Source organism: Brevundimonas pondensis (assembly GCF_017487345.1).
GTDB classification, from domain to species: Bacteria; Pseudomonadota; Alphaproteobacteria; order Caulobacterales; family Caulobacteraceae; genus Brevundimonas; species Brevundimonas pondensis.
Genome location: NZ_CP062006.1, coordinates 3,124,856 through 3,150,000, shown reverse-complemented (window position 1 = coordinate 3,150,000; position 25,145 = coordinate 3,124,856). Strand labels below are relative to the sequence as shown.

The 25,145-nt window shown below is 66.3% G+C and carries 19 protein-coding genes, 1 tRNA gene and 2 rRNA genes (1 of these 22 cut by a window edge); 15 read left to right on the top strand and 7 right to left on the bottom strand.

Going from position 1 to position 25,145, the window contains the following annotated elements; all coding sequences use genetic code 11:
* The 3 genes from IFE19_RS15540 to IFE19_RS15530 form a co-directional block, all read left to right on the top strand.
* A 23S ribosomal RNA gene (locus tag IFE19_RS15540) occupies positions 1-2,564 on the top strand (it extends 222 nt beyond the left edge of the window).
* A gap of 79 nt (positions 2,565-2,643) precedes the next feature.
* Positions 2,644-2,758 (top strand): 5S ribosomal RNA (rrf, locus tag IFE19_RS15535).
* Positions 2,759-2,810: 52 nt separating this feature from the next.
* Positions 2,811-2,887, top strand: a tRNA-Met gene (locus IFE19_RS15530).
* On the opposite strand, the gene IFE19_RS18155 is transcribed toward IFE19_RS15530, so the two are convergent.
* The 4 genes from IFE19_RS18155 to IFE19_RS15505 form a co-directional block, all read right to left on the bottom strand.
* Positions 2,844-4,472, bottom strand: a complete 1,629-nt coding sequence (locus tag IFE19_RS18155; RefSeq protein ID WP_225910522.1) for a recombinase family protein — start codon at positions 4,470-4,472, stop codon at positions 2,844-2,846. The two genes, IFE19_RS15530 and IFE19_RS18155, sit on opposite strands and share 44 nt — an antisense overlap.
* Positions 4,473-4,510: 38 nt before the next feature.
* On the bottom strand, positions 4,511-4,966 hold the full coding sequence (locus tag IFE19_RS15515) for a recombinase family protein (protein WP_207823857.1): 456 nt from the start codon (positions 4,964-4,966) through the stop codon (positions 4,511-4,513).
* A gap of 762 nt (positions 4,967-5,728) precedes the next feature.
* The gene (locus IFE19_RS15510; protein WP_207823855.1) at positions 5,729-6,028 is read right to left on the bottom strand and encodes a hypothetical protein; all 300 of its coding nucleotides are present in this window, start codon (positions 6,026-6,028) and stop codon (positions 5,729-5,731) included.
* A gap of 117 nt (positions 6,029-6,145) precedes the next feature.
* Positions 6,146-6,361, bottom strand: coding sequence for a helix-turn-helix domain-containing protein (locus IFE19_RS15505; RefSeq protein ID WP_207823852.1), 216 nt, complete (start codon positions 6,359-6,361; stop codon positions 6,146-6,148).
* A 74-nt stretch (positions 6,362-6,435) separates the two neighbouring features.
* Here IFE19_RS15505 and IFE19_RS15500 point away from each other — a divergent pair, with 74 nt between their 5' ends.
* The 10 genes from IFE19_RS15500 (at position 6,436) to IFE19_RS15455 (ending at position 16,513) form a co-directional block, all read left to right on the top strand.
* On the top strand, positions 6,436-7,260 hold the full coding sequence (locus IFE19_RS15500) for a hypothetical protein (protein ID WP_207823850.1): 825 nt from the start codon (positions 6,436-6,438) through the stop codon (positions 7,258-7,260).
* A gap of 69 nt (positions 7,261-7,329) precedes the next feature.
* Positions 7,330-7,626 (top strand): addiction module antidote protein, encoded by a 297-nt coding sequence (locus tag IFE19_RS15495; RefSeq protein ID WP_207823849.1) that lies wholly within the window; start codon positions 7,330-7,332, stop codon positions 7,624-7,626.
* Between the two features lie 17 nt (positions 7,627-7,643).
* On the top strand, positions 7,644-7,880 hold the full coding sequence (locus tag IFE19_RS15490) for a helix-turn-helix domain-containing transcriptional regulator (protein WP_207823847.1): 237 nt from the start codon (positions 7,644-7,646) through the stop codon (positions 7,878-7,880).
* A gap of 399 nt (positions 7,881-8,279) precedes the next feature.
* Positions 8,280-8,660 (top strand): hypothetical protein, encoded by a 381-nt coding sequence (locus tag IFE19_RS15485; RefSeq protein ID WP_207823845.1) that lies wholly within the window; start codon positions 8,280-8,282, stop codon positions 8,658-8,660.
* Positions 8,661-9,321: 661 nt separating this feature from the next.
* A complete protein-coding gene (locus tag IFE19_RS15480; RefSeq protein ID WP_207823843.1) occupies positions 9,322-10,014 on the top strand; it encodes a hypothetical protein in 693 nt (230 codons plus the stop codon).
* Positions 10,011-10,583, top strand: a complete 573-nt coding sequence (locus IFE19_RS15475; protein ID WP_207823841.1) for a hypothetical protein — start codon at positions 10,011-10,013, stop codon at positions 10,581-10,583. Before IFE19_RS15480 ends, IFE19_RS15475 begins: the two co-directional genes overlap by 4 nt.
* Positions 10,584-13,973: a UvrD-helicase domain-containing protein gene (locus IFE19_RS15470; RefSeq protein WP_207823839.1), complete on the top strand. Its 3,390-nt coding sequence runs from the start codon at positions 10,584-10,586 to the stop codon at positions 13,971-13,973.
* Between the two features lie 86 nt (positions 13,974-14,059).
* The gene (locus IFE19_RS15465; RefSeq protein WP_207823837.1) at positions 14,060-14,776 is read left to right on the top strand and encodes a multiubiquitin domain-containing protein; all 717 of its coding nucleotides are present in this window, start codon (positions 14,060-14,062) and stop codon (positions 14,774-14,776) included.
* 1 nt (position 14,777) lies between these two features.
* Positions 14,778-15,218 (top strand): Mov34/MPN/PAD-1 family protein, encoded by a 441-nt coding sequence (locus IFE19_RS15460; RefSeq protein ID WP_207823835.1) that lies wholly within the window; start codon positions 14,778-14,780, stop codon positions 15,216-15,218.
* A complete protein-coding gene (locus tag IFE19_RS15455; RefSeq protein WP_207823833.1) occupies positions 15,218-16,513 on the top strand; it encodes a ThiF family adenylyltransferase in 1,296 nt (431 codons plus the stop codon). Before IFE19_RS15460 ends, IFE19_RS15455 begins: the two co-directional genes overlap by 1 nt.
* Before the next feature lie 208 nt (positions 16,514-16,721).
* Here IFE19_RS15455 and IFE19_RS15450 read toward each other — a convergent pair whose 3' ends face one another.
* Genes IFE19_RS15450 through IFE19_RS15440 form a run of 3 tightly spaced genes read right to left on the bottom strand, consistent with a single transcriptional unit; the run spans position 16,722 to position 23,573 of the window.
* Positions 16,722-17,732, bottom strand: a complete 1,011-nt coding sequence (locus tag IFE19_RS15450; RefSeq protein WP_225910308.1) for a GIY-YIG nuclease family protein — start codon at positions 17,730-17,732, stop codon at positions 16,722-16,724.
* Positions 17,733-17,751: 19 nt separating this feature from the next.
* A complete protein-coding gene (locus IFE19_RS15445; protein ID WP_207823830.1) occupies positions 17,752-20,907 on the bottom strand; it encodes a UvrD-helicase domain-containing protein in 3,156 nt (1,051 codons plus the stop codon).
* Positions 20,907-23,573 carry a PD-(D/E)XK nuclease family protein gene (locus IFE19_RS15440; RefSeq protein WP_207823828.1) on the bottom strand — a complete coding sequence of 889 codons (2,667 nt, stop codon included), beginning with the start codon at positions 23,571-23,573 and terminating at the stop codon, positions 20,907-20,909. Before IFE19_RS15440 ends, IFE19_RS15445 begins: the two co-directional genes overlap by 1 nt.
* Positions 23,574-23,918: 345 nt before the next feature.
* Here IFE19_RS15440 and IFE19_RS15435 point away from each other — a divergent pair, with 345 nt between their 5' ends.
* Complete coding sequence (locus IFE19_RS15435) at positions 23,919-24,428, top strand: hypothetical protein (protein WP_207823820.1); 510 nt, start codon at positions 23,919-23,921, stop codon at positions 24,426-24,428.
* 16 nt (positions 24,429-24,444) lie between these two features.
* Positions 24,445-25,137, top strand: a complete 693-nt coding sequence (locus tag IFE19_RS15430) for a PspA/IM30 family protein (RefSeq protein WP_207823818.1) — start codon at positions 24,445-24,447, stop codon at positions 25,135-25,137.
* Positions 25,138-25,145: the final 8 nt, after the last annotated feature.

Genomic DNA, 25,145 nt, shown 5'->3' with positions numbered 1-25,145 from the left:
AAGCGAACCCGGTGAACTGAAACATCTCAGTAACCGGAGGAAAGGACATCAACCGAGACTCCCGTAGTAGTGGCGAGCGAACCGGGACCAGGCCAGTGCTCTTGTGAAATAAAGGCGAACAAGCTGGAAAGCTTGGCCATAGCGGGTGACAGCCCCGTAGCCGTCAAACAGCAAGAGACTCGAGTAGGGCGGGACACGTGAAATCCTGTCTGAACATGGGGGGACCACCCTCCAAGCCTAAGTACTCCTCTACGACCGATAGTGAACAAGTACCGTGAGGGAAAGGTGAAAAGCACCCCGACAAGGGGAGTGAAACAGATCCTGAAATCGGAAGCCTACAAGCAGTCGGAGCCCCCAAGCGGGGTGACGGCGTACCTTTTGTATAATGGGTCAGCGACTTCATGTGTCGAGCAAGCTTAAGCCGTTAGGTGTAGGCGCAGCGAAAGCGAGTCTGAATAGGGCGCTAAGTTCGACGTATGACGACCCGAAACCAGGTGATCTATCCATGAGCAGGTTGAAGGTTAGGTAACACTAACTGGAGGACCGAACCGGTGAATGTTGAAAAATTCTCGGATGACTTGTGGATAGGGGTGAAAGGCCAATCAAACCTGGACATAGCTGGTTCTCCGCGAAATCTATTTAGGTAGAGCGTCCGACGAATACCCTGGGGGGTAGAGCACTGGATGGTTGCGGGCTGCGCGAGCGGTACCAATACTAACCAAACTCCGAATACCCAGGAGTACTATCGGGCAGACACACGGCGGGTGCTAACGTCCGTCGTGAAAAGGGAAACAACCCTAACCATCATCTAAGGCCCCCAAGTCATGGCTAAGTGGGAAACGATGTGGGATTGCTTTGACAATCAGGAGGTTGGCTTAGAAGCAGCCATCCTTTAAAGAAAGCGTAACAGCTCACTGATCAAGCGATCCTGCGCGGAAAATGTAACGGGGCTAAAGCCATGCGCCGAAGATATGGGTTTGCAGTTTACTGCAAGCGGTAGCGGAGCGTTCCGTAAGCCTGTGAAGGTCAACCGTGAGGTTGGCTGGAGGTATCGGAAGTGAGAATGCTGACATGAGTAACGATAAACAGTGTGAGAAACACTGTCGCCGAAAGACCAAGGGTTCCTGCGTAAAGCTAATCTGCGCAGGGTTAGTCGGCCCCTAAGGCGAGGCTGAAAAGCGTAGTCGATGGGAAGCAGGTAAATATTCCTGCACCAGCTGGAAGTGACGGATGGCATAACTTGTAAGGGCTTATTGGATTGTCCTTGCAGGGGCGTTGTCCCTGGAAATAACTCCAGCAGAGACCGTACCCGAAACCGACACAGGTGGTCAGGTAGAGCATACCAAGGCGCTTGAGAGAACTGTGCTGAAGGAACTCGGCAAATTGCACGCGTAACTTCGGAATAAGCGTGACTCACCCTGCGCAAGCAGGAATGAGTGGCACAAGCCAGGGGGTAGCGACTGTTTAGCAAAAACACAGGGCTCTGCGAAGCAGCAATGCGACGTATAGGGTCTGACGCCTGCCCGGTGCCTGAAGGTTAAAGGGAGGAGTGAAAGCTCCGAACTGAAGCCCAGGTAAACGGCGGCCGTAACTATAACGGTCCTAAGGTAGCGAAATTCCTTGTCGGGTAAGTTCCGACCTGCACGAATGGCGTAACGACTTCCCCACTGTCTCCAGCACAGGCTCAGTGAAATTGAATTCCCCGTGAAGATGCGGGGTTCCCGCGGTCAGACGGAAAGACCCTATGAACCTTTACTATAGCTTCGCCTTGGCGTTAGCGACCGTATGTGTAGGATAGGTGGGAGGCTATGAAACCGGGGCGCCAGCTCTGGTGGAGCCATCCTTGAAATACCACCCTTACTGTCGTTGACGTCTAACCGAGGGCCGTTATCCGGTCCCGGGACATGGCGTGGTGGGTAGTTTGACTGGGGCGGTCGCCTCCCAAAGTGTAACGGAGGCGCGCGATGGTGAGCTCAGAGCGGTCGGAAATCGCTCGTCGAGTGCAATGGCATAAGCTCGCCTGACTGCGAGACTGACAAGTCGAGCAGAGACGAAAGTCGGCCATAGTGATCCGGTGGTCCCGCGTGGAAGGGCCATCGCTCAACGGATAAAAGGTACTCTAGGGATAACAGGCTGATTTTGCCCAAGAGTCCATATCGACGGCAAAGTTTGGCACCTCGATGTCGGCTCATCACATCCTGGGGCTGGAGCAGGTCCCAAGGGTATGGCTGTTCGCCATTTAAAGTGGTACGTGAGCTGGGTTCAGAACGTCGTGAGACAGTTTGGTCCCTATCTGCCGTGGGTGTTCGAAGCTTGAGAGGATCTGTCCCTAGTACGAGAGGACCGGGATGGACATACCTCTGGTGGACCTGTCATGGCGCCAGCCGTGCAGCAGGGTAGCTAAGTATGGAATAGATAACCGCTGAAAGCATCTAAGCGGGAAACTAACCTCAAAACAAGGCTTCGCTGAGGATCGTGGAAGACTACCACGTTGATAGGCCAGGTGTGGAAGTGCGGCGACGCATGAAGCTTACTGGTACTAATAATCCGATCGGCTTGATCGTTTCTCAGCAAAACTCATTCGGTTCTACTTGCCGATAATAAAACGCGACGATGTCTTCTTCTTCTTATGTGTCTGGTTGACCCCGTGGCTATGTCGGAGGTTCCACACCCGATCCCATTCCGAACTCGGTCGTTAAGCCCTCCAGAGCCAATGGTACTTCGTCTCAAGGCGCGGGAGAGTAGGTCGCCGCGGGGTCTACCAGATACATAAGAACTCGAACCCATTCTTCCTTCGCACACCGCCTTGCCGCGGGATGGAGCAGCCCGGTAGCTCGTCAGGCTCATAACCTGAAGGTCGCAGGTTCAAATCCTGCTCCCGCACCCACTACAATAGTACAATCGTCGTCCTGGCCTACCAGGGCGGCGATTTGTCCTTTGACGGTCAGCCCATACTGGCCCCGCTCCGGCAGGGGCGTGACCACGACCGTCTCGATCAGCCGGCGCACCAGGTCTCGAGCTTCGGCCGCCGACTCGCTGTCGCTGCGGTGAAGCGCCTGGGCGAGGTCGCCCACGACGCGGCGATAGTGTTCGGCGATCCCCGGATGCAGGGCCACGGGCGAGGGGGCTTCCTCAGCAGCCAGTTCCGCCTCCAGCGCTGTACGCTGGGCCTCGAGCGCGGCCAGTTTGTCCTTGATCGCCGCGCCGCTCAGGGCGCCGTCGGCCACCTGGTCGATCAGTCGCTCCGACCGGCGGATGGCTTCGGCCAGATCGCCTTCCAGCTTGCCGCGCCGGCTTCGGACCTCCCGATTGCGCTTTTGCATTTCCAGGCGCGCTTCCTCCATGGCGGAGGCGACGATGTCCGGCGCCAGCAGGCGATCCCGAAGGGCCGCCAGGACCCGGTCGGCGATGTCGGCGCCTTTGACGCCGCGCCCGTTGTCGCAGGCCGCTGCACCGCGCTCGCGTCGCCAGGAGCAGACGAAGCGTTGCTCTGAGCCGCTGCGGATCATCGGACCGCCGCAACAGCCGCAGGTCAGCTTGCCGCTGAGCAGATGTCTCGGGCGCACCGACGCCAGCGCCGATGTCTTCTGCGGACCCAGCCGGTTCTCTTCATAGCGGGCGCGGACCCTGAGCCACAGCTCCTCAGGAACGATCCGCAGATCGGGCACCTCCTGGCGGACAATGCTGGCCGGGTCGCCTTTACGCGCATTGCGCGCGCCGGTGCTGCGATCCTTCAGCCAAGTCTGCCGTCCGAACACCAGAACGCCGCGATAGAGCTCGTTGTGGATGACGCCGTTCCCGCGATCGGCGTTGCCGTTGATGGTGGAGGCGTTCCAGGCCTTGCCTCGAGGGCTGGGGACGCCCCGCGCGTTCAGGTTCGCCGCTATGGCGCGCGGGGATGCGCCCGCGGCGTACTTACGAAAGATCTCCACAACGACCTCGGCCTCGGTTGGGGCGATATCGCGAAGACCCCGGATCGGTTCGCCGGCAGCGTCGAACTCGCGGCGGATGGCGTAACCGTAGACCCGTCCGCCGGTGTGGCGGCCATCGCGTACCACGCCTTCCAGGCCGCGCCGGGTCTTTCGGCGGATCTCCTGGAGGAAGAGGGCATTCATCGTGCCCTTGAGGCCGACGTGCAGTTCATCGACGGCTCCCTCCGAGATCGTGTGGATGGCGACGCCGTGGAAGCGCAGGTCTTCAAAGATAGCGGCGATGTCGGCCTGAGACCGCGACAGCCGGTCCAGGGCTTCGCAGATCACCACGTTGAACGCGCCGCCCATGGCGGCGCGTTCCATGGCCAGAAAGCCGGGGCGGTTGGCGATCGATGCGCCGGATATGCCGGCGTCCTCGAAGGCGCCGACAATCTCGATGCCCTGACGGGCGGCGAAGGCGCGGCAGGCGAAGAACTGATCCTCGATCGAGGTCTGCTTCTGCAGGTCGCTGGAGAAGCGGGCGTAAAGGGCCGCCCGCATCAGGGGCCGGGTTGCGGTTGAAGGGGCGGCGTTGGCCATTACGCGGCCTCGAGCTCGGGTGCGGACGGGCTGGTCTCATCGCCCTGGTGTTCGGTCATAGCCTTGCGCTGCATCGCCTTGAGCCGAGGGATGTCCGAAGCTCCGCTTTCGCAGACCTGCATCCCGTCGACGCGGTCGTCCGCCAGCGTGATGACTGAGACGTCAAGGACGCGCAGGGCTTCGAAGATGTCGAGGATGTCCGCCTGGGATCGAGACAGGCGATCCAGTCCCTCGCAGATGACGACGTCGAACACGCCGATTTTGGCGGCCTGCATCAGGTCAAGGAAACCAGGACGATCGACGCTGGAAACGCCGGATGCTCCTGCATCTTCGAAGGCGGCGACGACGTCGATGCCTTCGCGCTCGGCGAAGGTGCGGCACGCCATGAACGGGTCATGGATCCCGGCGGATTGTTGGGGAACGCTGGCGCTGCGGGTGTAGAGGGCGGCACGCATGAGAGGTCTGGCTCCGGTAGGAAAAAAAGAACAAGGGCAGGGTCGCTGATCGGGCGCCGCACGCGCTAGGGCGACGGCGCAGATCAGCGAAAAGGCGGCCAGCCACGATGGCTCGGGCTGAGGGTGACAGGGCGGCGTCCAGGCGATGGCCTGAACGTGGGGAAAGGGAGCGCCCCGCCGACTGCCGACGAGGCTTCGCCTGCACAGCGAGGCGTCAAGGGTCAGGTTCCGGCAGCGCCGAGGGCGCGCAGGTCTGAGAGCCCAGCGCCACGCGCATCAAGGCGCGGGCGAGCTCGGCCAGGAGGCCTTCTGCTAGGGCAATCCGCACCTCCGGCCGCGCGGAGGCGCCCAGAGCAAGTGTCTGGGCTTGCACGAAGATGACGGCAGCCGCACGCATCGATGCCTGAGCATCGTGTGTGCCTGTGCCTGACGGATCCGGCGAGCCGGTCGCAGGGCTAGATCCCGTCGTCATTGCGGGAGCTGGGGTCTGCTCCTGCACGAGGCGGGTAGAGGTGGTCGAAGCTCCAGACGGAGCGGTCTTATCAATATTCATGTTCCTGCATCCTTTGGGTAATTGGGATGCAGGGATCGGTCTGACAGCGCGTCTAGGCTGGTCGCAGATCGGTAAACCGGGCGTTAACGCCGCTGTAGGTGAAAACACTCCTTGGGGATCGACGGATCCACACGATGCGCCGCAGGCCGGGGCGGCGACGGATTGCGCCCTGACATTGCGTTGTTCGTGCTCGATATTGGGGGCGCGCATCAGCCGACCTTCCCCTGGGAAGGGGGCGAGCAGGTTTGCAGGTCGATCACCACACGCGCCAGGGCGCGGGCGAGTTCGGCCAGCAGGCTTTCGGCCAAGGCTGCGCGCACCTCCGGCGGCGCGGAGGCGCCCAGAGCGATCGTCTGGACCTGGTCAAAGATGACGGCGGCGGGCGGTGCCTGACGGATCCGGCGAGCCGGTCGCAGGGCTTGATACCGCCAGCGTTGCAGGGGCTGGGGTCTGCTCCTGCGCGAGGCGGGTAGGGGTGGTCGAAGCTCCAGACGGAGCAGTCTTATCAATACTCATTTTCCTGCATCCTTTGGGTAAGGGGATGCAGGGATCGGTCTTACTGCCCGCCTAGGCTGGTCGCGGCTGGGTTAATGAGTGGTTGGTGCTGTTTTACGTGGAAACCCTCGTCAGGCGCCGAAAAAATCACGCGGCGCACAACCCAGGCCGCGGGCCAGGGCGAAGATGGCTTTCACGCCGACATTGCGCTCACCGCGTTCGATGCCGCCGATGTAGTTCCGGTGCAGGCCTGAGCGGTGGGCCAGTTCTTCCTGGCTGAGGTCGCGCGCCAGCCGCAGCTGCCGGACAGCCTGGCCGAAGGCGAGAAGGTCAGGATCACTTTCCACCCCCTCGACTTGCGGCCGAGCTTTGCTCTCATCTACACACTATCAGTGTGATTTTGAGTTCCGAGGCAAAGACCATGACGAATACGGCCGGCAATCTGTTGGACAGCGTGATCGGTGAGGATACCCATCTGGCTGATGCCGACCTGCAGACGTTGCTGCAACTCGCCTCTCTGGACGCCATGCGCCGGGCTGTAGCGCTGGGTCTGGGTGTCGAAGGCGCCCAGGTCCTGCAGGTGCTCCTCATGCTCTGGCAGCAGCGTCCGGTCAGCCGACGGTCTCAGGCGCCCTACATCGTCGCGACCCTGGATGCTCATCTCGAAGACCTGACAGGTCTCGATACGGTGCGCGTTCATGAGGGGCTGCGTCAGCTCATCGGCTTCGTCAGGGTGGACGATCTGAATCTCTACCTGAGCGGGGATGTCGAGCTGAGTCTCGAGCCGCTTCTCAGTGGAGGCGATGGCGACCTCGGTGCGCGTTTGGACAGGTTTTGGCGTGTGTCCCACGTCCGTCGTCGGTTGGAGGCCATGGTGGAAGCCGACGAGGCGATCGACACCTATCTCTCACAGGCTGAAGCAAGGGTTCCGCTGGCTGGACGCGAATGGTTGGCCATGCTGCAGGCGCGATGGCGCAGGTTCGAAGAGAACCGGCGCTTTAAGGCGCCGTTCAATGCCCATGAGGTTGTCGATCATCTGTCGGCGTTCGAACTCGAGGTCGCCGAACTGGAGGCGATCCATGACGGCCTGACTGGACTGCTGGGTCGAACGTGCGAATATCCGGTCCTGTTCGCCGAACGTCACCCGGTCTCGACCGGGTCTCGTCTTCAGGCAATGCGTGCTCGTCCACACGTCACGATGCGGCCTGTGATCAAGGGGCGTGATAGGTTGGTGGTCATCAAGTGACGGCCACACGTCTCGAGACCGCGAGCGGTGTCGTCTGGATGCTGCTCTCGATAGGCATGGAGGTTCTGCATGGCTGACCTGGGTATTCGCGAGTTTGATCCCGCCGAGGTGCTCACGAGCGCTGAGCGCATCGTCGCCTACATTCAGGTCGTCGCCGATGACACGGACAATGACGCTGGAGAAATCATTCGGGCGTTTCGCGTCGCGGTGCGAGCGCGCGGGGCGTCGATCGTCGCGGCCGACGCTGGCCTGTCCGAGCTGGCCCTTCACGAGGCCCTGGCGGATGGCGCCGATCCGTCGTTCGCAACTGTTCTGAACATCGCCCGTGCGGTCGGTGTGCGGGTGAGTTTCCAGTCCACGAACTGAGCATTCCGGAGATGATCATGATCCCATCGAGCCTGCTGGAGACCAGAGAGTTCGACGTCGCGAACTACATCGAGACGCCAGCCGATGTCGCGGCCTATCTCAAGCTCGCTGTGGCGGAGGGGGAGGGGCCTGAGGAATTGGCAAGCACCTTGGGCGACATCCTCCGATCGAAGGGCGGCCAGCGCCTCCCTCTGGAGGCCTTCGTCGGCCTCCTGCATGGGGCCGGTTTGGAGATGCGCGTAAGCCCGGTCTGAATGGTCGTCGACGCCCAAGATTCCATCTCGGGGCGAGGGCCGAATTTCTGCGCCGAAACGCAGGATGGGGCTCTGTGGAAGGGCGTCTCGCCAGGGGCGTCAGGCTTGGTTTATGCCCTCATGGCCTAGAGGTTCGTGCTGCCTTTCGGCAGGTCCGTGACCCCGTGGATTTTCGCAGCGATCGCCCTGAAGGGGACGCGTTCAGAAACCTCCCGCGGGAGGTGCACACATTACGCACACCTGCGGTTCGTGTAATGGTCTGAAATTATTGGATAAATTAATTACGAATGGGTAGGCACGTCGACGGTGTCACAGGGGGCGAAATCGCCGTTTATGCCATGGAACCAGCATCTTAGGGTGTGCACGTCGACGTGCACACCTCCCGAGTCCCGGATTTGTATGGCGACGAAACTGCCCAGGATCGCCGGCTATGTTCAGCCGAAGACAAAAGCTCGACTTCGCGAGATGTCGCGCACAACCGGCAGGCCGATTGGGCAGATTCTCGACGTGGCTATCGAGAACCTATCTGTCGATCGAAAAGACTGGGTAGCCCAGCAGGCCGGCTACCAGACCATGCTGACTGTGGCGCTCCTTACGGCGCTGGCCAGAAAGCAGTTGGGCAATGATCAGTTCGCGCAGGTCCGTGACCTTGCAGCCCAGGCCGCTCTTCACGTGTTCGGCCCTCTCGGGGAGCGGCCGTTCGATATCCCAGTCGGTCTTCCTGATGATGAGAGACTGGCGACCATATCCATGGCCTTCCTGGCCGATGATGATCGGTGAGCGAGCGCGTCATTGGCGGGGTCTCGAGCGAGGATCCCCCACTGCACCGACCGACGGATCAAGTCATGGACCTGTGTTGAGCTGAAGTTAGGGCCCGTGAACTCGTCGGGCGATAAAGGCGCAGGGATCTCTGAGGCAGCTGGAAGGAAAGCCGGGCGCCAATGGGCCCGTCCAAGCGACGCTTATGGATGCTGTGACACGTCTATCCCAGAGCGAGGACCCAGAAGGTCTTTATCGGCGTGGTTGGCCCCCGAAGGGGCGGGGGACATAGCCCAACGGCCGAAACCGTATTCAACCTATGAAGCGACACGGGCGGCGGTTCAAGAGGAGACGTGCTCCGCGAGGTGATCAAGGAAGCGACCAGATGTTGGAAAGCCGCTTTTGACTCTAAGGCGACCTTGGGGAAGGCCGTTATTGGCGAGGGATAAACGCGCGAACACGGGCCCGGAAGATGTCCGAAATAGCCCGCCATCCGTGCCGCGCATGTCGAGTAGTTATGCAACCGTTGGTAAGTGACCAATTGCTGCTAAGGTCGCCGTGTCTAGGGGAGGCGATTCTGATCCGACCGCTTACACGCACCACGGCGGGGACACCGTACTATCGGCCAGAGGCGGTAGAGGCCGAGATTAGGGCCCTGCTGTCGCTCGACATAGATGAGCGCATGGCGCGGCTGTGCCCGACCGCGCCCTCGCACGCGACGCCTGTGAGTCCCGAAGTTCTTGTCTACTTTATGCGCGAAGAGCGGCGCGCCAACCATGAGAGCCGCTTCAACCGTCTCTACACGGCGGTGATGAAGCACTATCTGTCGTTCTTCCGATCCCCTGACCGCCAAGGCGAAGGGGTGATCCGCACGGACGGGGCTCTGGAAGACCTCCGGCGGCACGCCGTCGATCGTTTTGTCGAGAAAATCCACAAGGACCGCGCCGAGGGCGATGACCGGCTCGATATTTACGAAATCCGGTTCGGGCTCGCGGCCGCCAAGGACAGGTCTTCGGCTCGCAAGGCCGTGTACCGTCTGGTGGACCGCGAGGAGGCTCTTAACCCTCTCGAGGATGGCCGAGAGGCGTCCGCGGAGGTCGAGGCGGCCGCCGCGCGGCTGTCTGAACTGAGTGATGCGACCAAAAATGACGTATCGGATGACCTGAAACGGGTTCTGGTGGCGATTGACACTCTGCCTGAAAAATATCGCAGAGTAGCGACCATGACGTTGAACAACATTCCTATCGAGGCGAAGGACGCCAACACGCCGTCGATCAGCGGCCTTTTAGGCTGCACGCCGAAGACCGCGCGGGCGCGACGAGACCGAGCCGTCGAACTCATTCAACTCGCCTTGGGTCTCGGAGACTCGACATGACCCGACCCGCACTTAGCGAAGACCAGGTCATCGAGGCCTTCCTGCTCGAGGACGCCACGGACAGCCGGACACTATCCCTCTATCTGGAACGCTATCCGGACCACGCCGAGGCCCTGCTCGATCTCGCCCACGACATTGCGTTCACCGAGGTTAGCCGACACGCACTGCCGTCGTCGGACGAAGACGACCTCATCGCTATGGGCTGGGCCACGATCCAGTCGGCCGAGCGCACGGCGGTGACGGCGGCCGACTGGACGGGCGCCATGATGGGCAAAGTCCAGGCCGCAGTGGGCGCGCCCATGCCCGTCGTCATGAATCTGCGTGACCGACGGTTCAAAAGGGACTCCCTGCCGCCCCATCTGCTCGACGTCCTTTCGCAATGTCTGGAGCGCACGAAGGAGGCGGTGGCCGAGTACCTTGAGCAGCCGGCCGGTCTGGCCAAGGCGGCCGCGTACAAGGCTAGTCAGGCGCCGCAGGTCGCCGCCGAAAAACTCGATTACGCCGACTTTCTGCGCGATCTGGGCCTGCCGGAGGAAGAACGGCGTCGCCTGCTCGACGGGCCAGCCTAGATGGATGCGATCGAGCTCGCCCGCCAGAAGGCGGCGAGCGTTCACCAACAGGGCGTCGAGAAGGGGGACGATCCGACTGCGCCCTACGCCTTCGTCGTGGCGCAGGCGGAAAGGCACGGCCTCACCGTGTGCCCCGTGCCGGACTCGATGCTGGACGGCGCCCTCGCCCGTCTGGATGCGGACGCCAGCTGCATCATTCACACCCGTTCAGGGTCCGAGTTCGAGCAGGCCATCTACGTGGCGCACGAACTCGGCCACGCCCTCCTCGGCGACGCCGCGCCGGCCGGCGCCTGCGAGATCGACCCCTTCCGTCCGGCCGAGGCCGCCCCGGTCGGCGAGGAGCGCGTGATCGACTACGGCCGGCGTCAGCGACGCGAGGTCCAGATGGACTTGTTCGCGCGGGAGCTCATCCTGCCTCGGCCGGTCGTCCGCAGGCTGCACATCGACGAGGGCAGGACCGCCACAGAGATCGCCGGGATGTTCGCGGCGCCCTTCGCGGTGGCGGCTCAGCAGCTCCTCGACGCCCTCCTGTTGCCGCCGATCCAACCCGAGCCCGAAGGGCCGGCCCGCTCGCCGGCGAAGCCCGATGCGTCCCAGATCGCCGCGGCCGGGCATCGGGGCGGCCCGGCCCTGGTGGAGGCCGGACCCGGGACCGGTAAGACGCAGACCCTCGTGAAGCGGATCGTGGACCTGCTGAACGAGGGGGCGGATCCCAGAGGGTTTCTGGTCCTGACCTTCTCGAACAAGGCCGCGGGCGAGCTCGCGGACCGGATCGCCGCCCGGGACCCCGAGGCTGCGGCGGCCATGTGGATCGGAACCTTCCACGCCTTCGGACGAGATCTGGTTCAACGGCATTTCGGAAGGCTGGGTTTCGACCGGGAGCCCCGGTTGATGGATCGCGTCGAGGCCATCGAACTGCTTGAGCCGGAATCCGCCCGACTGGGCCTGCGGCACTATAAGGACATCCGCAATCCCGCCTCCAAGCTCTCCGACATCCTAGCCGCGATCTCGCGGGCGCAGGACGAACTCGTCGACCCGGCCGAGTATCTCGCCCTCGCCCAGGCGATGGAAGGCGCCGCCGGCGAGGACGCCACGGCGCGAATCGCCGCCGAGAAGGCCGTCGAGGTCGCCCGGGTCTATGCGCGCTATCAGCAGATCAAGCGCGACAGACGGGCGATCGATTTCGGCGACCTCATCACCTTGCCCGTGGCGCTGTTGCGCGAGGACCCCGAGGCTGAGATCGGACTGCGGGCGCTCTATCGCCACATCCTCGTTGACGAATATCAGGACGTGAACCACGCGAGCGTCGAACTGCTGAAGCGGCTCAATCCGACGGGGCGCAATCTGTGGGTCGTCGGCGACGTGCGCCAGTCGATCTACCGTTTCCGCGGAGCCTCGCCGTTCAACGTCGACCGCTTCGGGTCAGCCGACTTCGGCGCGGGGACGCGCCTGCCCTTGGCGGTGAACTATCGGTCGAGCGAGGAGATCGTTCAGGCCTTCTCGACCTTCGCGACGGGCATGTCGGCCGGCGCAGGACGGCCGGCGGCTCTGAAGGCTGAGCGCGGTCCCTCGGGTCATCCGGTGGAGCATCGCCGGTTTCTGGACAATGACGGTGAGGCCGCGGCCTTGGCGGATGCGATCGGCGAACTGAAGGCGGCGGGCTTCGCGTTGCGGGATCAGGCCATCCTGTGCTCGGGAAACGACCGCCTCGCCCGCCTCGGATCCGAGCTGGAGCGGCGCGGAGTTCCGGTCCTCTACCTCGGAAGCCTGTTTGAACGACCCGAAATCCAGGATCTGCTGTCTTGGCTGACCCTGCTCACCGATCCGCGGGCCATGGGTCTGGTCCGGGAGACGCCGCTGTCCGCCGGCTTGTCGCTGGCGGACGTCCAAGCCGCCATGACGGCCCTGCGAACCCGGAACCGGGATCCATTGGATTGGACGGACGCCCTGGCGGTGGTGTCGCCCGAGGGGCGCGCCGCGCTGGAGCGTCTTCGCGCGGCTCTGAACGGGTTCAGCGCCGAGGACCATCCTTGGACGGTCCTGGCGTCTGTGCTGCTTGACCGCACCCGTGTGGTCGCCGACATCGCGTCATCGGTCGCGCCCGAAGCGAAGGCGCGGGGCGTGGCGATCTGGCAGTTCCTGAACTTCGTCCGCGTCCAGCCGGGCGGCGGGGCTCGAGGTCCAGTGCGGCGTCTGCTGGACCGCATTCGGCGGCTCGTGGCTTTGGCGGACGATCGGGATCTGCGGCAACTGCCTGCGGCGGCCCAGGTCATCGACGCCGTGCGGCTGATGACGATGCACGGCAGCAAGGGGCTGGAGTTTTCCGTCGTCCACCTGCCGGGCCTGAACCACGAGGCGCTGCCCCGATCGTTCCGCACCAAGCCCTGCCCGCCGCCTGACGGCCTGATCGGGCGCCTCGACACGCCGGCCGGTCCCTTGCTCCGGTCCGCCCACGACGACGAACAGGAATGTCTCTTCTATGTGGCCCTGTCCCGGGCCCGTGACCGCCTTTTCATCTACTCGGCCCGCCAGAACAAGGCGTCGGCGGGTCGGAAGGCGGCCGAGCGCGCGGTGTCGGCCTTCGTGGGCCGGGCGACCCGGAGTCCTGAGCGCTGGCTCACGGATCCGGCCGCGCCAGATCGGCGGCCGGAAGACCTGCCCGTCGCCGTCGTCTCCAGCGAGCGGCCCGCCTTCGCCTTGCACGAGCTTGCGCTTTACGAAAAATGCCCTCGCCAGTTCCTCTACAGCGTCCTTCTGGCGATCGGTGGAAACGGCGGGACGCGACCGGCCTTCCTGACCATGCACGATGTGGTCCGGGACGTGCTCTCCAACGTGATCCGGGATGGCGGTCCGGGCCGGGCCGACAGGCTTCTGGACGCCGCGCTGGAGGCCAGCGGTCTCGCCGGGGACGACTACGGGTCCGACTTCCGGCAGATCGCGGCCGAACTGGTCGAGGCCTTCGTCGAGAGCCGCCAGGGTCGCTCCGGTCGGTCTGGCGAACGTCTGGTCGCGGCGCTCGACCGGGCCGACATCCATGTCCAGCCCGACGAGGTCCTGGACGGTGCTGGGGGTCCGGTATTCCGCCGGGTGCGGACGGGGCATTATTCAAAAACCAGCGCGACCGCGAAGGCGGAAGCCGTCTTCCCCTTGGTGATCGACGCCGTGTCGCCGGGCGCGGCGATGGAAGTCGTCTATCTGGGCGATGGCCGCGTCGAGACGGTGAGCGGCCTTGCGCCCAAGGACGTCGGCAAGCGCCGCGACGCGATCAACGCTTTCGTGGCGGACATCCTGGACGGCCGTTTTCCGACCAGAGAATCCGCCTTCACCTGCCCGAACTGCCCCGCATTCTTCGTTTGCGGCCCGATCGCCGCGGGGGCGCTGAAAATCTGACGACGGAATTACCCGTTCCCCCAATTGGCGGCGGTTTGAACTTCAGAGCCGGGCACTTTCGCCCTCGGCCATGGAGTAAAAGACCAGTGACCTCCCCCAACGACAGCCGGCCCGCCGGCGCCCATGTGATCCAGTTCGCCGACGGCGACCTGAACTTCCGCCCGATCAGCCTGTCGGACCCCGTCCCGACCGGCCGCCAGATCCTCAACACCGCCGTCGGGCGCACGGCGGAATCCTACAGCCTGTTTGTGATCCTGTCGGACGGCGAGTTCGAGGATATCCGGCTGGACGAGACCATCGACGTCCGCCCGCGCGGCGAGGAGCGGTTCATCGGCTTCGAAACCGACCGGGACTACAAGTTCGTCATCGAGTCCAGCGAGATGCGCTGGGGCAAGCCGCTCATCAGCGGCCGCATCCTGTACGGCCTCGCCGAAGCCGATCCCGAGACGACGGACCTGTACCTGCAGGCCCGCGGCGCCGAGAACCGCCGCATTCGGCCCAACGACGTCGTCAAGCTGGACGAACCCGGCATCGAGCGCTTTTTCCTGGCGCCCCGCGAGACGCCCGGCTTCGGCATCGTGGTCCTGTACAATGGCGCGCCCGCTCCGCAGCGGGTGCGTCCCGAAGTGACGCTGCAGGCGGTGCTGGAGCGCGCCCTGGCCGATTTCGGCCACCCGGCCGGCGGCCCGGTTCTGTTCAGCGAGGGCGGGGCTGAGCTGGGGCTCGGTCAGACGGTCGCCCAGGCCGGTCTGTCCGACGGCGCGCGTCTGATCCTGCGTCCCCGCGTCGTCCAAGGGGGCTGAGATGAAGCTGCAGATTCCGTCGGCGGTCCTCGCGCAGACGTTCCACCACCTCCGGTCCTGCGGCGGCGGCCGCCGGGAATGCCAGGCATTGTGGGTGGGCCCTTGGGCCCACCCCTCGCTCGTCAGCGAGGTCCGGCATCCCCGCCACACCGCCAGCGCGGTCGGCTTCCAGGTCGATCACGACTGGCTGACCGACTTCTGGCTGGACCTGGCTGACAGCGGCTCCGGCGTGCGCGTGCAGGTCCACACCCATCCGGGCACCGCCTACCATTCGGCGACGGACGACGCTTTCCCGCTGATCCACACGCCGGGCTTCCTGAGCCTGGTCATCCCGCAGTTCGCCCAAGGGCCGGCGGATTTCACCGATGCCTTTCTCGCTCGGATCGAGCCTGACGGCCGTTTCCACGAGGTGAGGATCGCCGACATTCTGGAGATCGTCTGATGCTGGCCCAGGCTCTTAGCCGCACCACCCTGTTGATGCGCGCCGAACTTCGGGACGATGTCCCGGAGTCCGCTCTGGTCGACGCCTTGTCGGATTTGTCGGTGGTCATCTCGGCCGACGCCCGTCTGGTAGGGACGGCGCCGGGACGCACGGCGGTGGTCACGGCCGCCCTGCTGATGGCCCGGTCCGGCCACCGGGTCTGGATCGACTGCCCGGATGCGGCGATGCCGGAGCCCCAGCCGCCCCTGGCAGGAGATCGACTCCACGACGCCCTTCGTGACGTGGGAGTGGACCTCCTGCCGGACCGCACGATCGAGATCGGCATCCCTCCGGCGACGGCCGATCTCGTCGTCGCCTTCGGCGACCGGGGGCCCGCGGCGGCGGGGCGTGTTCTTTACATCGGCGCGTCTGACTGGTCCGCCAGCCTGTCCACGGCTGCGCCGCAGGCGTGGACGGCCACCGATCAGCCGTTCGGCGCGATGGCAGCGGGGGCCCTGGCCGCCAGCGAGGCCTTCAAGGTCTCGATGCGCCGCCTGTCGACATTCGCGCGGAGCCCTCAGGCCTACGACCGGATGTTCGGCCCGGCGACGGACGTCGTTCTCGACCTCGCGCCCGGCGGGGCAAGGCCCGAACCGGCGCTCGGCGCGTTCGACTTAGTGAGCGGCGGGGCGATCGCAAACGCGGCCCTGTTCGCCTTGCTGAGGACGCCGGACATTCGCGGACGTTGCCGCGTGATCGACGATGACGAGTCCGCTCTCAGCAACCTGAACCGCAACGCACTGCTGCTGCGGTCAGGCCTGGGCACGGCCAAGGTGACGGACCTGTCCCGTCACGGCTGCGACCTGCAGATCGAGCCGCTTGTCGAGCGCTATCGCGACGGCCAGGCCCTTGCCGCCGTTGTCCTGTTGGGCGTCGACGACATTCCCTCGCGCTGGTCGGCGCAACGGCGGCGGCCCGACTGGATGGGCGTCGGCGCCACGGTCGGTTTCGCCGTCCAGGTGTCTTCGCACGACGCGACGACCCCTTGCGTCGGCTGTCTTCATCCGCAGGCCGGCATGACCGATGGTCCGATCCCGACGGTGGCGTTCGTCTCCTTCTGGGCCGGGCTGCTCCTCGCCTTACGGCTTCTGTTTCGTGAACGCGATCGCCACCTGTCCGGGGATCAAACCTGGTTCAGCCCGCTGCGTCCCGAGGGTTGGGAATATGCCCGGCTCGGCCTGTCGGCCCATCCCGGCTGCCCGGTCGGCTGCGAGGCGTCGGGTCGAACGGAACATCAGGCCCGGCCCGCGGCCTGATGACCCGGCTCGGCCTCTGCTCGTGGTTGCCTGCCGCTGCTGGACCGCCGGCTGGTCTATGGCGAATCGGAAAGGCGGCCGTCCAGCGTGCATGGGACATCCAGCGCGCGGCGCGCGTGAACGCCGGGCCGGTGGCGCGCGAGCTGCGGGGCGGCTCCCATCGCCAGCGCCCCGGTCGGGCTTCAGGTTCGTTGCGAGCTCCCGAGCCTCAGCGCGCGTTGCGGTAGGTGCGGCCTGCGACCACGTCTCGCACCTGCCGAGGGCTGGCGGCCGCGACCCGTCTCGCGATCTCGGAGGCTGTCGCGAGCGCTTCCAGTCCCCGGATGGCGTTGAGCTGGTCCAGGGTGAGGCGCGGGGCGCGGCGGCGCGGCGGCGGCGCACAGCTGGCGTCGGCGCTCAATGAGGAGGCACCCGGCGTCCGGCGGCGGCCCGCCCGGCCTCCAGCGCTCATGTTGAGAAGGCGCGCGTCCTGCCGGTGGCCTTCCAGCAGCCATGTTTCGGTATTGTAGAGGCGCTCGATGTCGTCGGTTACGGCCATGACCTTATGATGGACGTAGGATACGCGGTCGGCGGCAGTCTCGTCGCGATACCGCTGATGGAACCGGAGTCGGCTCCCGCTGCCGATGGCGCGGCGATGCTCCGCCCACCGGGTCTGCCAACGCCGGGTCGTGACTCCGACATAGAACCAGCCGTCGTCGGGGTAGGACGCGGCGTGGCCGAAGATGTGCTGATAGAGGACGAAGGCCCCATCCGGCTTGGACGTGGGCCTAAGGAGATGGTGCGCCGGCGTTGAAAAGATCTGGGCTGGCCGGGTCACGCCGACGAAGGGCTGATCGAACGCGCCGACCCGCAAGGCGTCGAGCATGACCGGATCGGTCACCAGCTCGAACCGGATCTCGGGACAGAGCGCCAGCTCGCCCGGGGCCAAGGGGCGGCCGGACCGCATGGCGGTCGGGCCCAGCGCGCGATGCTCGGGTTCGATGATCCGGGGCGGGATCAGGATAGGAAGCGCGCCGCCCAGAAGGGCGACGTGCAAGACCGGAATCGGCTGGCCTAGACGGACCCGGATGAGGCCGTCAGGCGTCATGGCCGACCGTAGCCAGCTCACGCCGCGCGCCGTGCCGAGGAACCGATGCATCATGGCGTCGAAGGTCGCCCGATGTGGATGCATGTCGGGCGGCGTGAGATGTTCCCACCATGCGGGATCGACTGTGATCATGCGCGTCGCCCCTGCGCCTTCACGTCGCTTCGCTGTCCTTTTCCAGCCTCAGGATCGCGCCGACCACGGGCATATGGATGAACAGGGCGTCGCAGGCGTCCGACGAGGCCGCGGTCACCGCGTCGGCGTAAAGTCCCAACTGGGGGGCGTGTCTCAGCGCGTGTTCATCCCACCGATCGAACGCCCCTGGGAAGCTCTTGTGGTCCACGAGGGCGACGCCCGAAGCGTGCCGGACAAGCAGATCGATCCGCCCTTGCACGATCTGATCGCCGACGCGGGCGCGGATCGGGCTTTCGCTGAGGATCGCGCCGTCGGGCCAACGGTCCGCCAGCCAGGCGCGAAGACGGGTGGACGCCTCCACGGCATCTGTCGCGGACAGCCCGGCCACCGACCAGCGCCGCAGGATGGCGTCCGCATCAGCGAGACGCCGGGCGCCGTCCCGCGTCGGATCGTCGTAAGCCAGGATGGCGTGCAGCGCTTCGCCTAAGGCCGCCATGTCGCTCACCCCGTCGATCCCGAGCCTTGGTCCGAGATCCACCCGTTCGACCACGCGCCAGCCGCCGCCGGTCGCGCCGCTGGGCTTGACGAAGAGAGGAGACGCAGGCGGCGCCGCAGCCACGCGCGCGGTCACGTGAGGCGCCTGGGGATACCGGGGCGCTGCGCCCTCGTCCGCCGCCAGCACACGCACATCGGCTAGGAAGGTCGCGTCGCCGACGCCGATCAGATTGTCGTCTACGGCCGGCGGTGTGACGTGGGGCGGCGCGTCGGCTGCGTCCAGCACCGCCAGCCACGCAGGGCGTTTCGGCGGCGCGGCGAAGATCAGGTAGTCCCTGGCTCGCGTGACGCCGACGTAGAGCAGGCGGGTGTCTTCCTGCACGGCCCGTCGCCAGGCGGCCTGGCCGAACGCGGACTCGGCCACCGCCGCCTCCAGGGCGCTGCCCCCGCCCGCGGAATCATAAGGCCATGGCCAGAACCGGATCCAGCGATTGGCCAGCGGGTCCCGCCAATCCATGTCGCCATCAACTTCCGCCGCGGGCTCGAACAGGCGAGCCTTGGGCTCCCAGCCGAGTCCGACGAGAACCGTCATCGGCCACTCGAGCCCCTTGGCGCCGTGATAGGTCATCACCTGGACGGCTTCGGCCGCGAGGCTTGGCGGGCGCTTGGGATCGGCGCCGTCGAGCGCCAGGATCAGGCCGGGAAGCGTCGCGGGCGCGCCGGACGAGACGCACTCGGTCTCATAGGTTCGGGCGAACCCCCGCAGGGCTTCGAGGTCGTCGAACCGGATCGCGGTGTCGCCCCAACGCTCGATGCGCGCCATAACCTCCGGAAGGGCGGTCACCGCGTCGACCAGTTCCGCAGGCGTGAGGGCGAGGATGTCCGTACGCAGCACGGCGAGCGCCTCGGCGACCGGCACGAGGTCGGACAGGGCGGATTCGGCGTCAGCCTCCGCCGCGGCGCCGAGCCAGGCGTCCGATTCCGGATCGTCCGAAAAGAACCGGGCCAGCTCCGCCAGGGCGAGACGATCAGAGGCGTCGGCCACCCATCGGCAGGCCGCGAGAACCAGTTCGACATGGGGCGTTCGCGCGAGCCCCCCACGCTCCACCGCCACCGGCAGGCCGGCCTGGCTGAGCGCCCGCGCGTAGCGGGCCACGTCGGTGTTGGTGCGGCAGAGCACGGCGATGTCGCCGATCGAGAGCGGGCGGTGCTCACCCGACCGGTCCTCCACCAACCATTCACCGCCGTCATCGAGGCAGGCCACGACCTGCGCGGCGAGCGCCTGAGCCTGCTCATCGACCTTGCCGGTCAGGGTCCACCAGCCCAAAGCGGCCCGGTCAAAACCGGTCTCGGAGCGGTTTGTCCTGGCGAAGGCGTGATTGGCCGCCGGCAATCCCATGCGGTCGAAGGCCGGCGTGAACAGGGCGTTCGACAGGTCGATGATGCCCTGACGGCTGCGCCAGGAGGTGGCCAGCACGTCCGCCGACTCTCCCTGCGAGGCGGCGCCGGCGAACGCGGCCTGCGTCAGATCCGTGTCGGCGCCTCGGAAGCCGTAGATGGCCTGTTTGGGATCGCCAACCCAGGTGCTTTCCTCGACCAGACCCGCGAGCGCTGTGAACACCGCCAGCTGAAGCGGGCTGGAATCCTGGAACTCGTCGACGAACACCCGGCTGATCCGCTCTCTCAGCCGGGCGGCCATCGCCGGATCACGCAGAACCTCGAGCGCCAGCGCCTCCTGATCGGTGAAGTCCAGCAGGCCCCGCTGGGCCTTCCAGTCCTGGTAGGCGGTGAGCGCTTCCGCCGCGCAGTCGAAGGTGGCGCGGATGAAGGCTTCGATGTCCACGCGAAGACGGGGATGATCCGCATGCCGTCCAGCCGCGGCGGCCAGAGCCGTCATGGCCGAAGCGAAGGCGGGTCCGTCCTTGGTGGGCGCGCATTCCGCCTTGGCCAGCCTGGCCCAGGTAGGCCACGACAGGCTCTCGCCGCGGGCGAGACGCTGATGCGCCGCCCGGACGACCTCCATCGGCCTTTTCGCCTTCGCGCTCAGCTCGGAGGGTCGCGCCGCCATGACGGCCGAGAGGGCGTCGCTCAGGGCTGTGTCGAGCGCATCGCCGTCCGACGCCGCAGCCGGCGGAAGCGATCGACAGGAAGCGATCGAGCGGTCGGCCGAGACGCGGACGCCGTCCGCGTCCAGACCGTTGGCGCGCGCCAGATCGACGATCCGGCGAACCGTCCGGCGCCAGTCCGGTCCTTCTCCGCCCGTCGGCGGTCGCGGGTCATTGTAGCCGAAGCGATCGGCCAGGTCGTTGAGGACCGCTGCATGGGCGGCGATGGCGCGATCCGCCGCCATCGAGAAGATCAGGGACTCGTTCTCGGCGCCGATGACGGCGGTGGAGGGAGACCGTCCGAGATCGAGCGCGAACTCCGAAACGATCTCGCCGCAGACGGCGTTGACCGTCCCAAACCGGGCGCCGAGCAGCCGGGCGGCCGCGTCCGTCCGCCCGTCGCCGAACAGACGCGCCCGCGCTCGCTCGACGAGTTCATCCGCCGCTTTGATGGTGAAGGTCGTGGCGACGATCTCCTCGGGCGGCCGGATGGCCACCTCGGCGGCGATGTCGCCGACGATGCGCGTGGTCTTTCCCGCGCCGGCGGAGGCCGTGACGGCGGTGAGTCGGGCCATCACAGCGCCTCCACATTGATGCGGCACAGGCCGGTGAGGTCGCAGTAGCGGCAAGGCTCCGCCGGTGCCGCGAAACCGAGGTCGTCGGGCCGGTCCGCCGCGGAACCCTGCAGGCCGGCGGCGACCAGAACACCATCGCGGGCGAGCGCCGTCCAGGCCGCCCAATCCTGCGACACGATCCGCAGGGTGTCGTCGTCGGGACGAACAGCCTCGACCGGGTCGCCGGTCAGGAAGGATCCCGCGCTGGCGACGACACGCCGCTGCCGCAGCAGGAAATAGCCGCCCGGTGCCACAACGCCGTCGGCCCGGGCGAGAGCGTGATAGACGGCGAGCTGCACCGCGACGCCATCTGCGACCATCGAGACGTAGCGGCGGTCGGACCGTGTCCACTTCAGGTCGAGCACGGCGACCTCGGCGCCGCGGCGGACCATCAGATCGATGCGTCCGGTGAGCGGCAGATCGCCAAAACGGCCCTCGCGCGGCAACTCCGCGCCCACCACCTCGAGTCCTCGCTCGTGCAGCAGTCGCACCAGCGCCTCCATCGCCGCGGGCACCTGTTCCCGCGCGGCGGCGAGCTCGCCGGCGTGTTCGGGCCGCGCCAATGGCGCGGCCATGGCGGGCAGGAGTTCGTCGAACAGGGCCAGGGCGCTGGCGCGAACCTCGGCCCAGGGCGGCGGCGGACCGGCAGGCAGCAGCCGGCGTGCGATCTCGTGGGCCAGAGCCCCGAACAATTGGCTCGTCTCCGGCAATTGAGCATGGCGACCGCGACGCAGGCCGAGGACGTCCTGGGCGAACCATCCCATCTGGCAGTTGAACAGCCGGTCCAGGGAGGTTGCGCTTTCTACGCGGCTGTCGAGCGCGGCCGACAAATCGGCGGCGACCGTCCATCGCGGCGCGCCTGCGGGCGGATCGACCGTATCGACGGGGGTGCGGGAGATGGACCGCCGCGCCAGATCCGCCACGGGCTCCGCCAACAGACGTTCGGCCCGGAAGAACACGCTGTCCGCCGCGTCCTGCAGAAGTGGGCGAAGCTGGTGGGCGAGCGGGTGCGCGGTCGTGGGCTCGCCGCCCGCGAGGGCCGGCCGCACCAGCAACATCTGCTCAGCCGCGTTCATCACGACGCGGGCGTAGCCGGCGCCGATCCGCGCCGAGGCGGCCGCAGGCGTTTCCAGGGTCACGCCGGCAGTCGCGAGCGCGGCCCGCTCCGCCCGGTCCCATCGCTCGGGCGCGACCCTCTCGCCCGGTCCGGCGAAACCCCACCAGATCACCCGAGGCGCGGATCTCCACAGCGCTCCGGGCGCCCGAACGGCGCGCAGGGCGCCGGCCTCGGCGATGTGGGCGGGGTTGGAAACGCCGTCCGCCAGGACCTGACCGATCATACGCTCCAGAAGCAGGGCGGGGATGACCGGCGACTCCAGGCGCGTGGCGGCGTCGACGAGGGCTCCCGCCGCCGAGGCGACGCCGAGCAACAAGGGGTCTTGTCCGCCGCCGTCGATCCGGATGGCCCAGGCGGCCACGCGCCCTGCGATCTCGCGCACGGCGTCAAGCGGCATACCGACGGCCCGGTCGTGCTGGCCGACCTGTGTCCAGGCGCGCCACTGCGCTAGTGTCAGGCCGGTCTTCCCCTCGGGGTCTTCCTCCGCCGCATTCAGCTCGAGAAGCCGCGATTCGAGACCCGCCCAGGTCTCGAGCCAGGCGGCGCCGCCCGTGCCGGGGTGTTCCGCCAGGGTCCTCGCGAGGCGGCGGGCGGCCCAACGTGAGATGGGCGGACGCGGAAGCATCATCAGGTCGAGGAGGGCGCGGGCGTCGAAGGGCTGCCATGCCGTCGCGAACGCCAAGGGCAGGACCTGCAAGGCGCCCCGCCAGGGCGAGGCTCCGGACAGACCGAGCGCCGGAAGACCCCGGGCCTTGAGCGCCCGGTCCAGCAGAGCGGTGTCGCCGTCGGGCGCAAGGATCACGGCGTCGGCGGGCCCCGACGCCAGCCAGTCCGCCACGGTCTCGGCGGCCATGACGGCGGTGTCTGACTGGATCACGACAAGCGAGCCGTCGCCGGTGAGCGCGTCCCGTCCACCCCCTGCCAAGGCGTCCTGAACGCGGCGCAGGTCCGATCCCGCGGCGGCGAGCGTCGGGGCGGAGGGCGGAATGATCTCCACCCCGGCCGCCTCCAACGCATCGAGCAGACGCGCGATGGCCGGAGGCGCCAGATCGCGAGGCTCGATCAGAGCGAGCGAGGCGATGCGCAGGCCGGGGCGGTCGGCGATGCTGAGGGCGGCGAGCGCGAGCCGGTCCGCCAGGCCGGGCGGCAACGGCGCGCCGGCATGACCGGCGTCGGCCAGGTCGTCGATCCGGGCCGCGCCGACGCGCTGACCCGTCCAGCCCCCGTCCACGAGGGCGTCGCGCCAGTCCAGCAGGGTCTCGGCGGTGGACCAGGGGTCCTTGTCGAAGGACTGGGCCCAGAAGCGGCCGGAGCCGGCGGCCCGCACCTTGCTGAGCCAGGCGGCGACGCGCGAGGGGTGGGAGATGATCGGTCCCCCGAGGCCGAGCTGAGATTCGATCAGGCCGACCAGGCCGTGCGGCCCGACGACGGCGTCATCCAGATCGCCTGCGGCTTCCGCCGTTTCCGGCCAGATGCGACCGTCAGCCCCGAGCCCGAACACCAGTTTCATGTTTTTGCTCCCCTCTAACCACTTTAGTGAGGCGCGCGTCTTTTCGCTACCATCGCGTGTGTCCGCTCACGTCAGTGAAGTTAGCACCGCATCGCAAAGCGGACCGACTTCTGCGCAACGAATATCGCGTTTATGGCATGGTCCCTATGACCGCTGTTGGCGCGTTTCTGACCTCAGCCGACCATGGCGAAATTAGTCCGGAGAATCGTCCATGGCGGAGCGCCTACGCTCGGGACACCCAAGGCGCGCTAATTTCCACATCGGGCCGAGGCTTAAACGCCGCCTGTTTTTCGCCTAGAGAACGATGTGCGTTTACATGTGCGCTACATTGTCATACAAGGAGGCATGGCTTCTCTCAACACACCATTGAGCGTCAGGCTCTCCGATGAGGACACCAGCTTTCTCACGAAGCTGGAAGTGGATGGCGCGGTTACGGCCAGCGACAAAATTCGGGGCCTGATTCGGCAGGCGCGGCAGAGGGCCGAGCCGGTCGATTCCTTCCCGGTGGCCCTGGTCATCAGTCATGAGCAACTTGCGGCGGCGGTGCGCGCTGTGCGGATCATCGAACAGGACCTGAATCGTCACTCCGACGTAGCCATGGGTCTGATGACCGCCGCCGAGGAATTTCTGGCCTTGGCCCTGACCGCGCCCCGCCCCGGTTCGGCGGGCGCGGCGGACGACCTGGTGCGGCATGAAGCCCGGCTGGTCGATTGCGGTGCCCGGATGACCGAGCAGTTGTTGCGCTGGGCCGTGACGCCCACGGCCCCGGCCTACGACCCTGCTGTCATCTCGCGTCGGCTAGCCGATCTGGCGGATTTGATGCGACTTGTCTCTGCGGCTCCGGCCGCGCGCTAACGGAAGGATCAGGATCATGGCGGATACATTGGGCGCGCGCGTCGGCCGCATCGTCTCGGGCAGCGCCCATGCGCTGATCGACGCGATCGAAGGCGCAATGCCGGACGCAGTCGTACAGCAGACCCTGCGCGAGATTGACAAGGCGGTGGACGATGTCCGCACCGAACTGGGCCGAACCATCGCCAGCAAACATCTGGCCAACAAGCGGTTGACCGAGCAGAGCAGCCGCCACGAAGAACTGGCCGGTCAGATTGAGCTGGCGCTGCGTGAAGGTCGTGAAGACCTAGCCCGTGCGGCGGTCGAACACCAACTGGACGTCGAGGCCCAGGTCCCCGTTCTGGAAGCGACCGTGGCCGAGGCGGGCAAGCGCGAAGTCGAGTTGGAAGGCTATGTCGCCGCGCTCATGGCCAAGCGCCGCGAGATGGAAGAGGCCTTCCAGTCCATGCTGCTGGCGCGAGCGCGCGGCGCCGACGAAGCTGGGGCTGCAACGGGCGGCGTCGGTTCGGACGACCAGCCGAGCGTGGCCCGCCGTGTCGAGAACGCCACGGGTGCCTTTGATCGCCTGATGGCGCGCGAGGGCGCGCCGGCTCTGGGTGGGGTCGAGCGCGAACAGGGCGCCAAGCTGGCGGAACTGGACGGTCTGGCGCGTCGCAACCGGGTCGAGGAACGCTTGGCCGCCATCAAGGCGCGCGCTGGCGACAAGGGCTGACGCCGCCG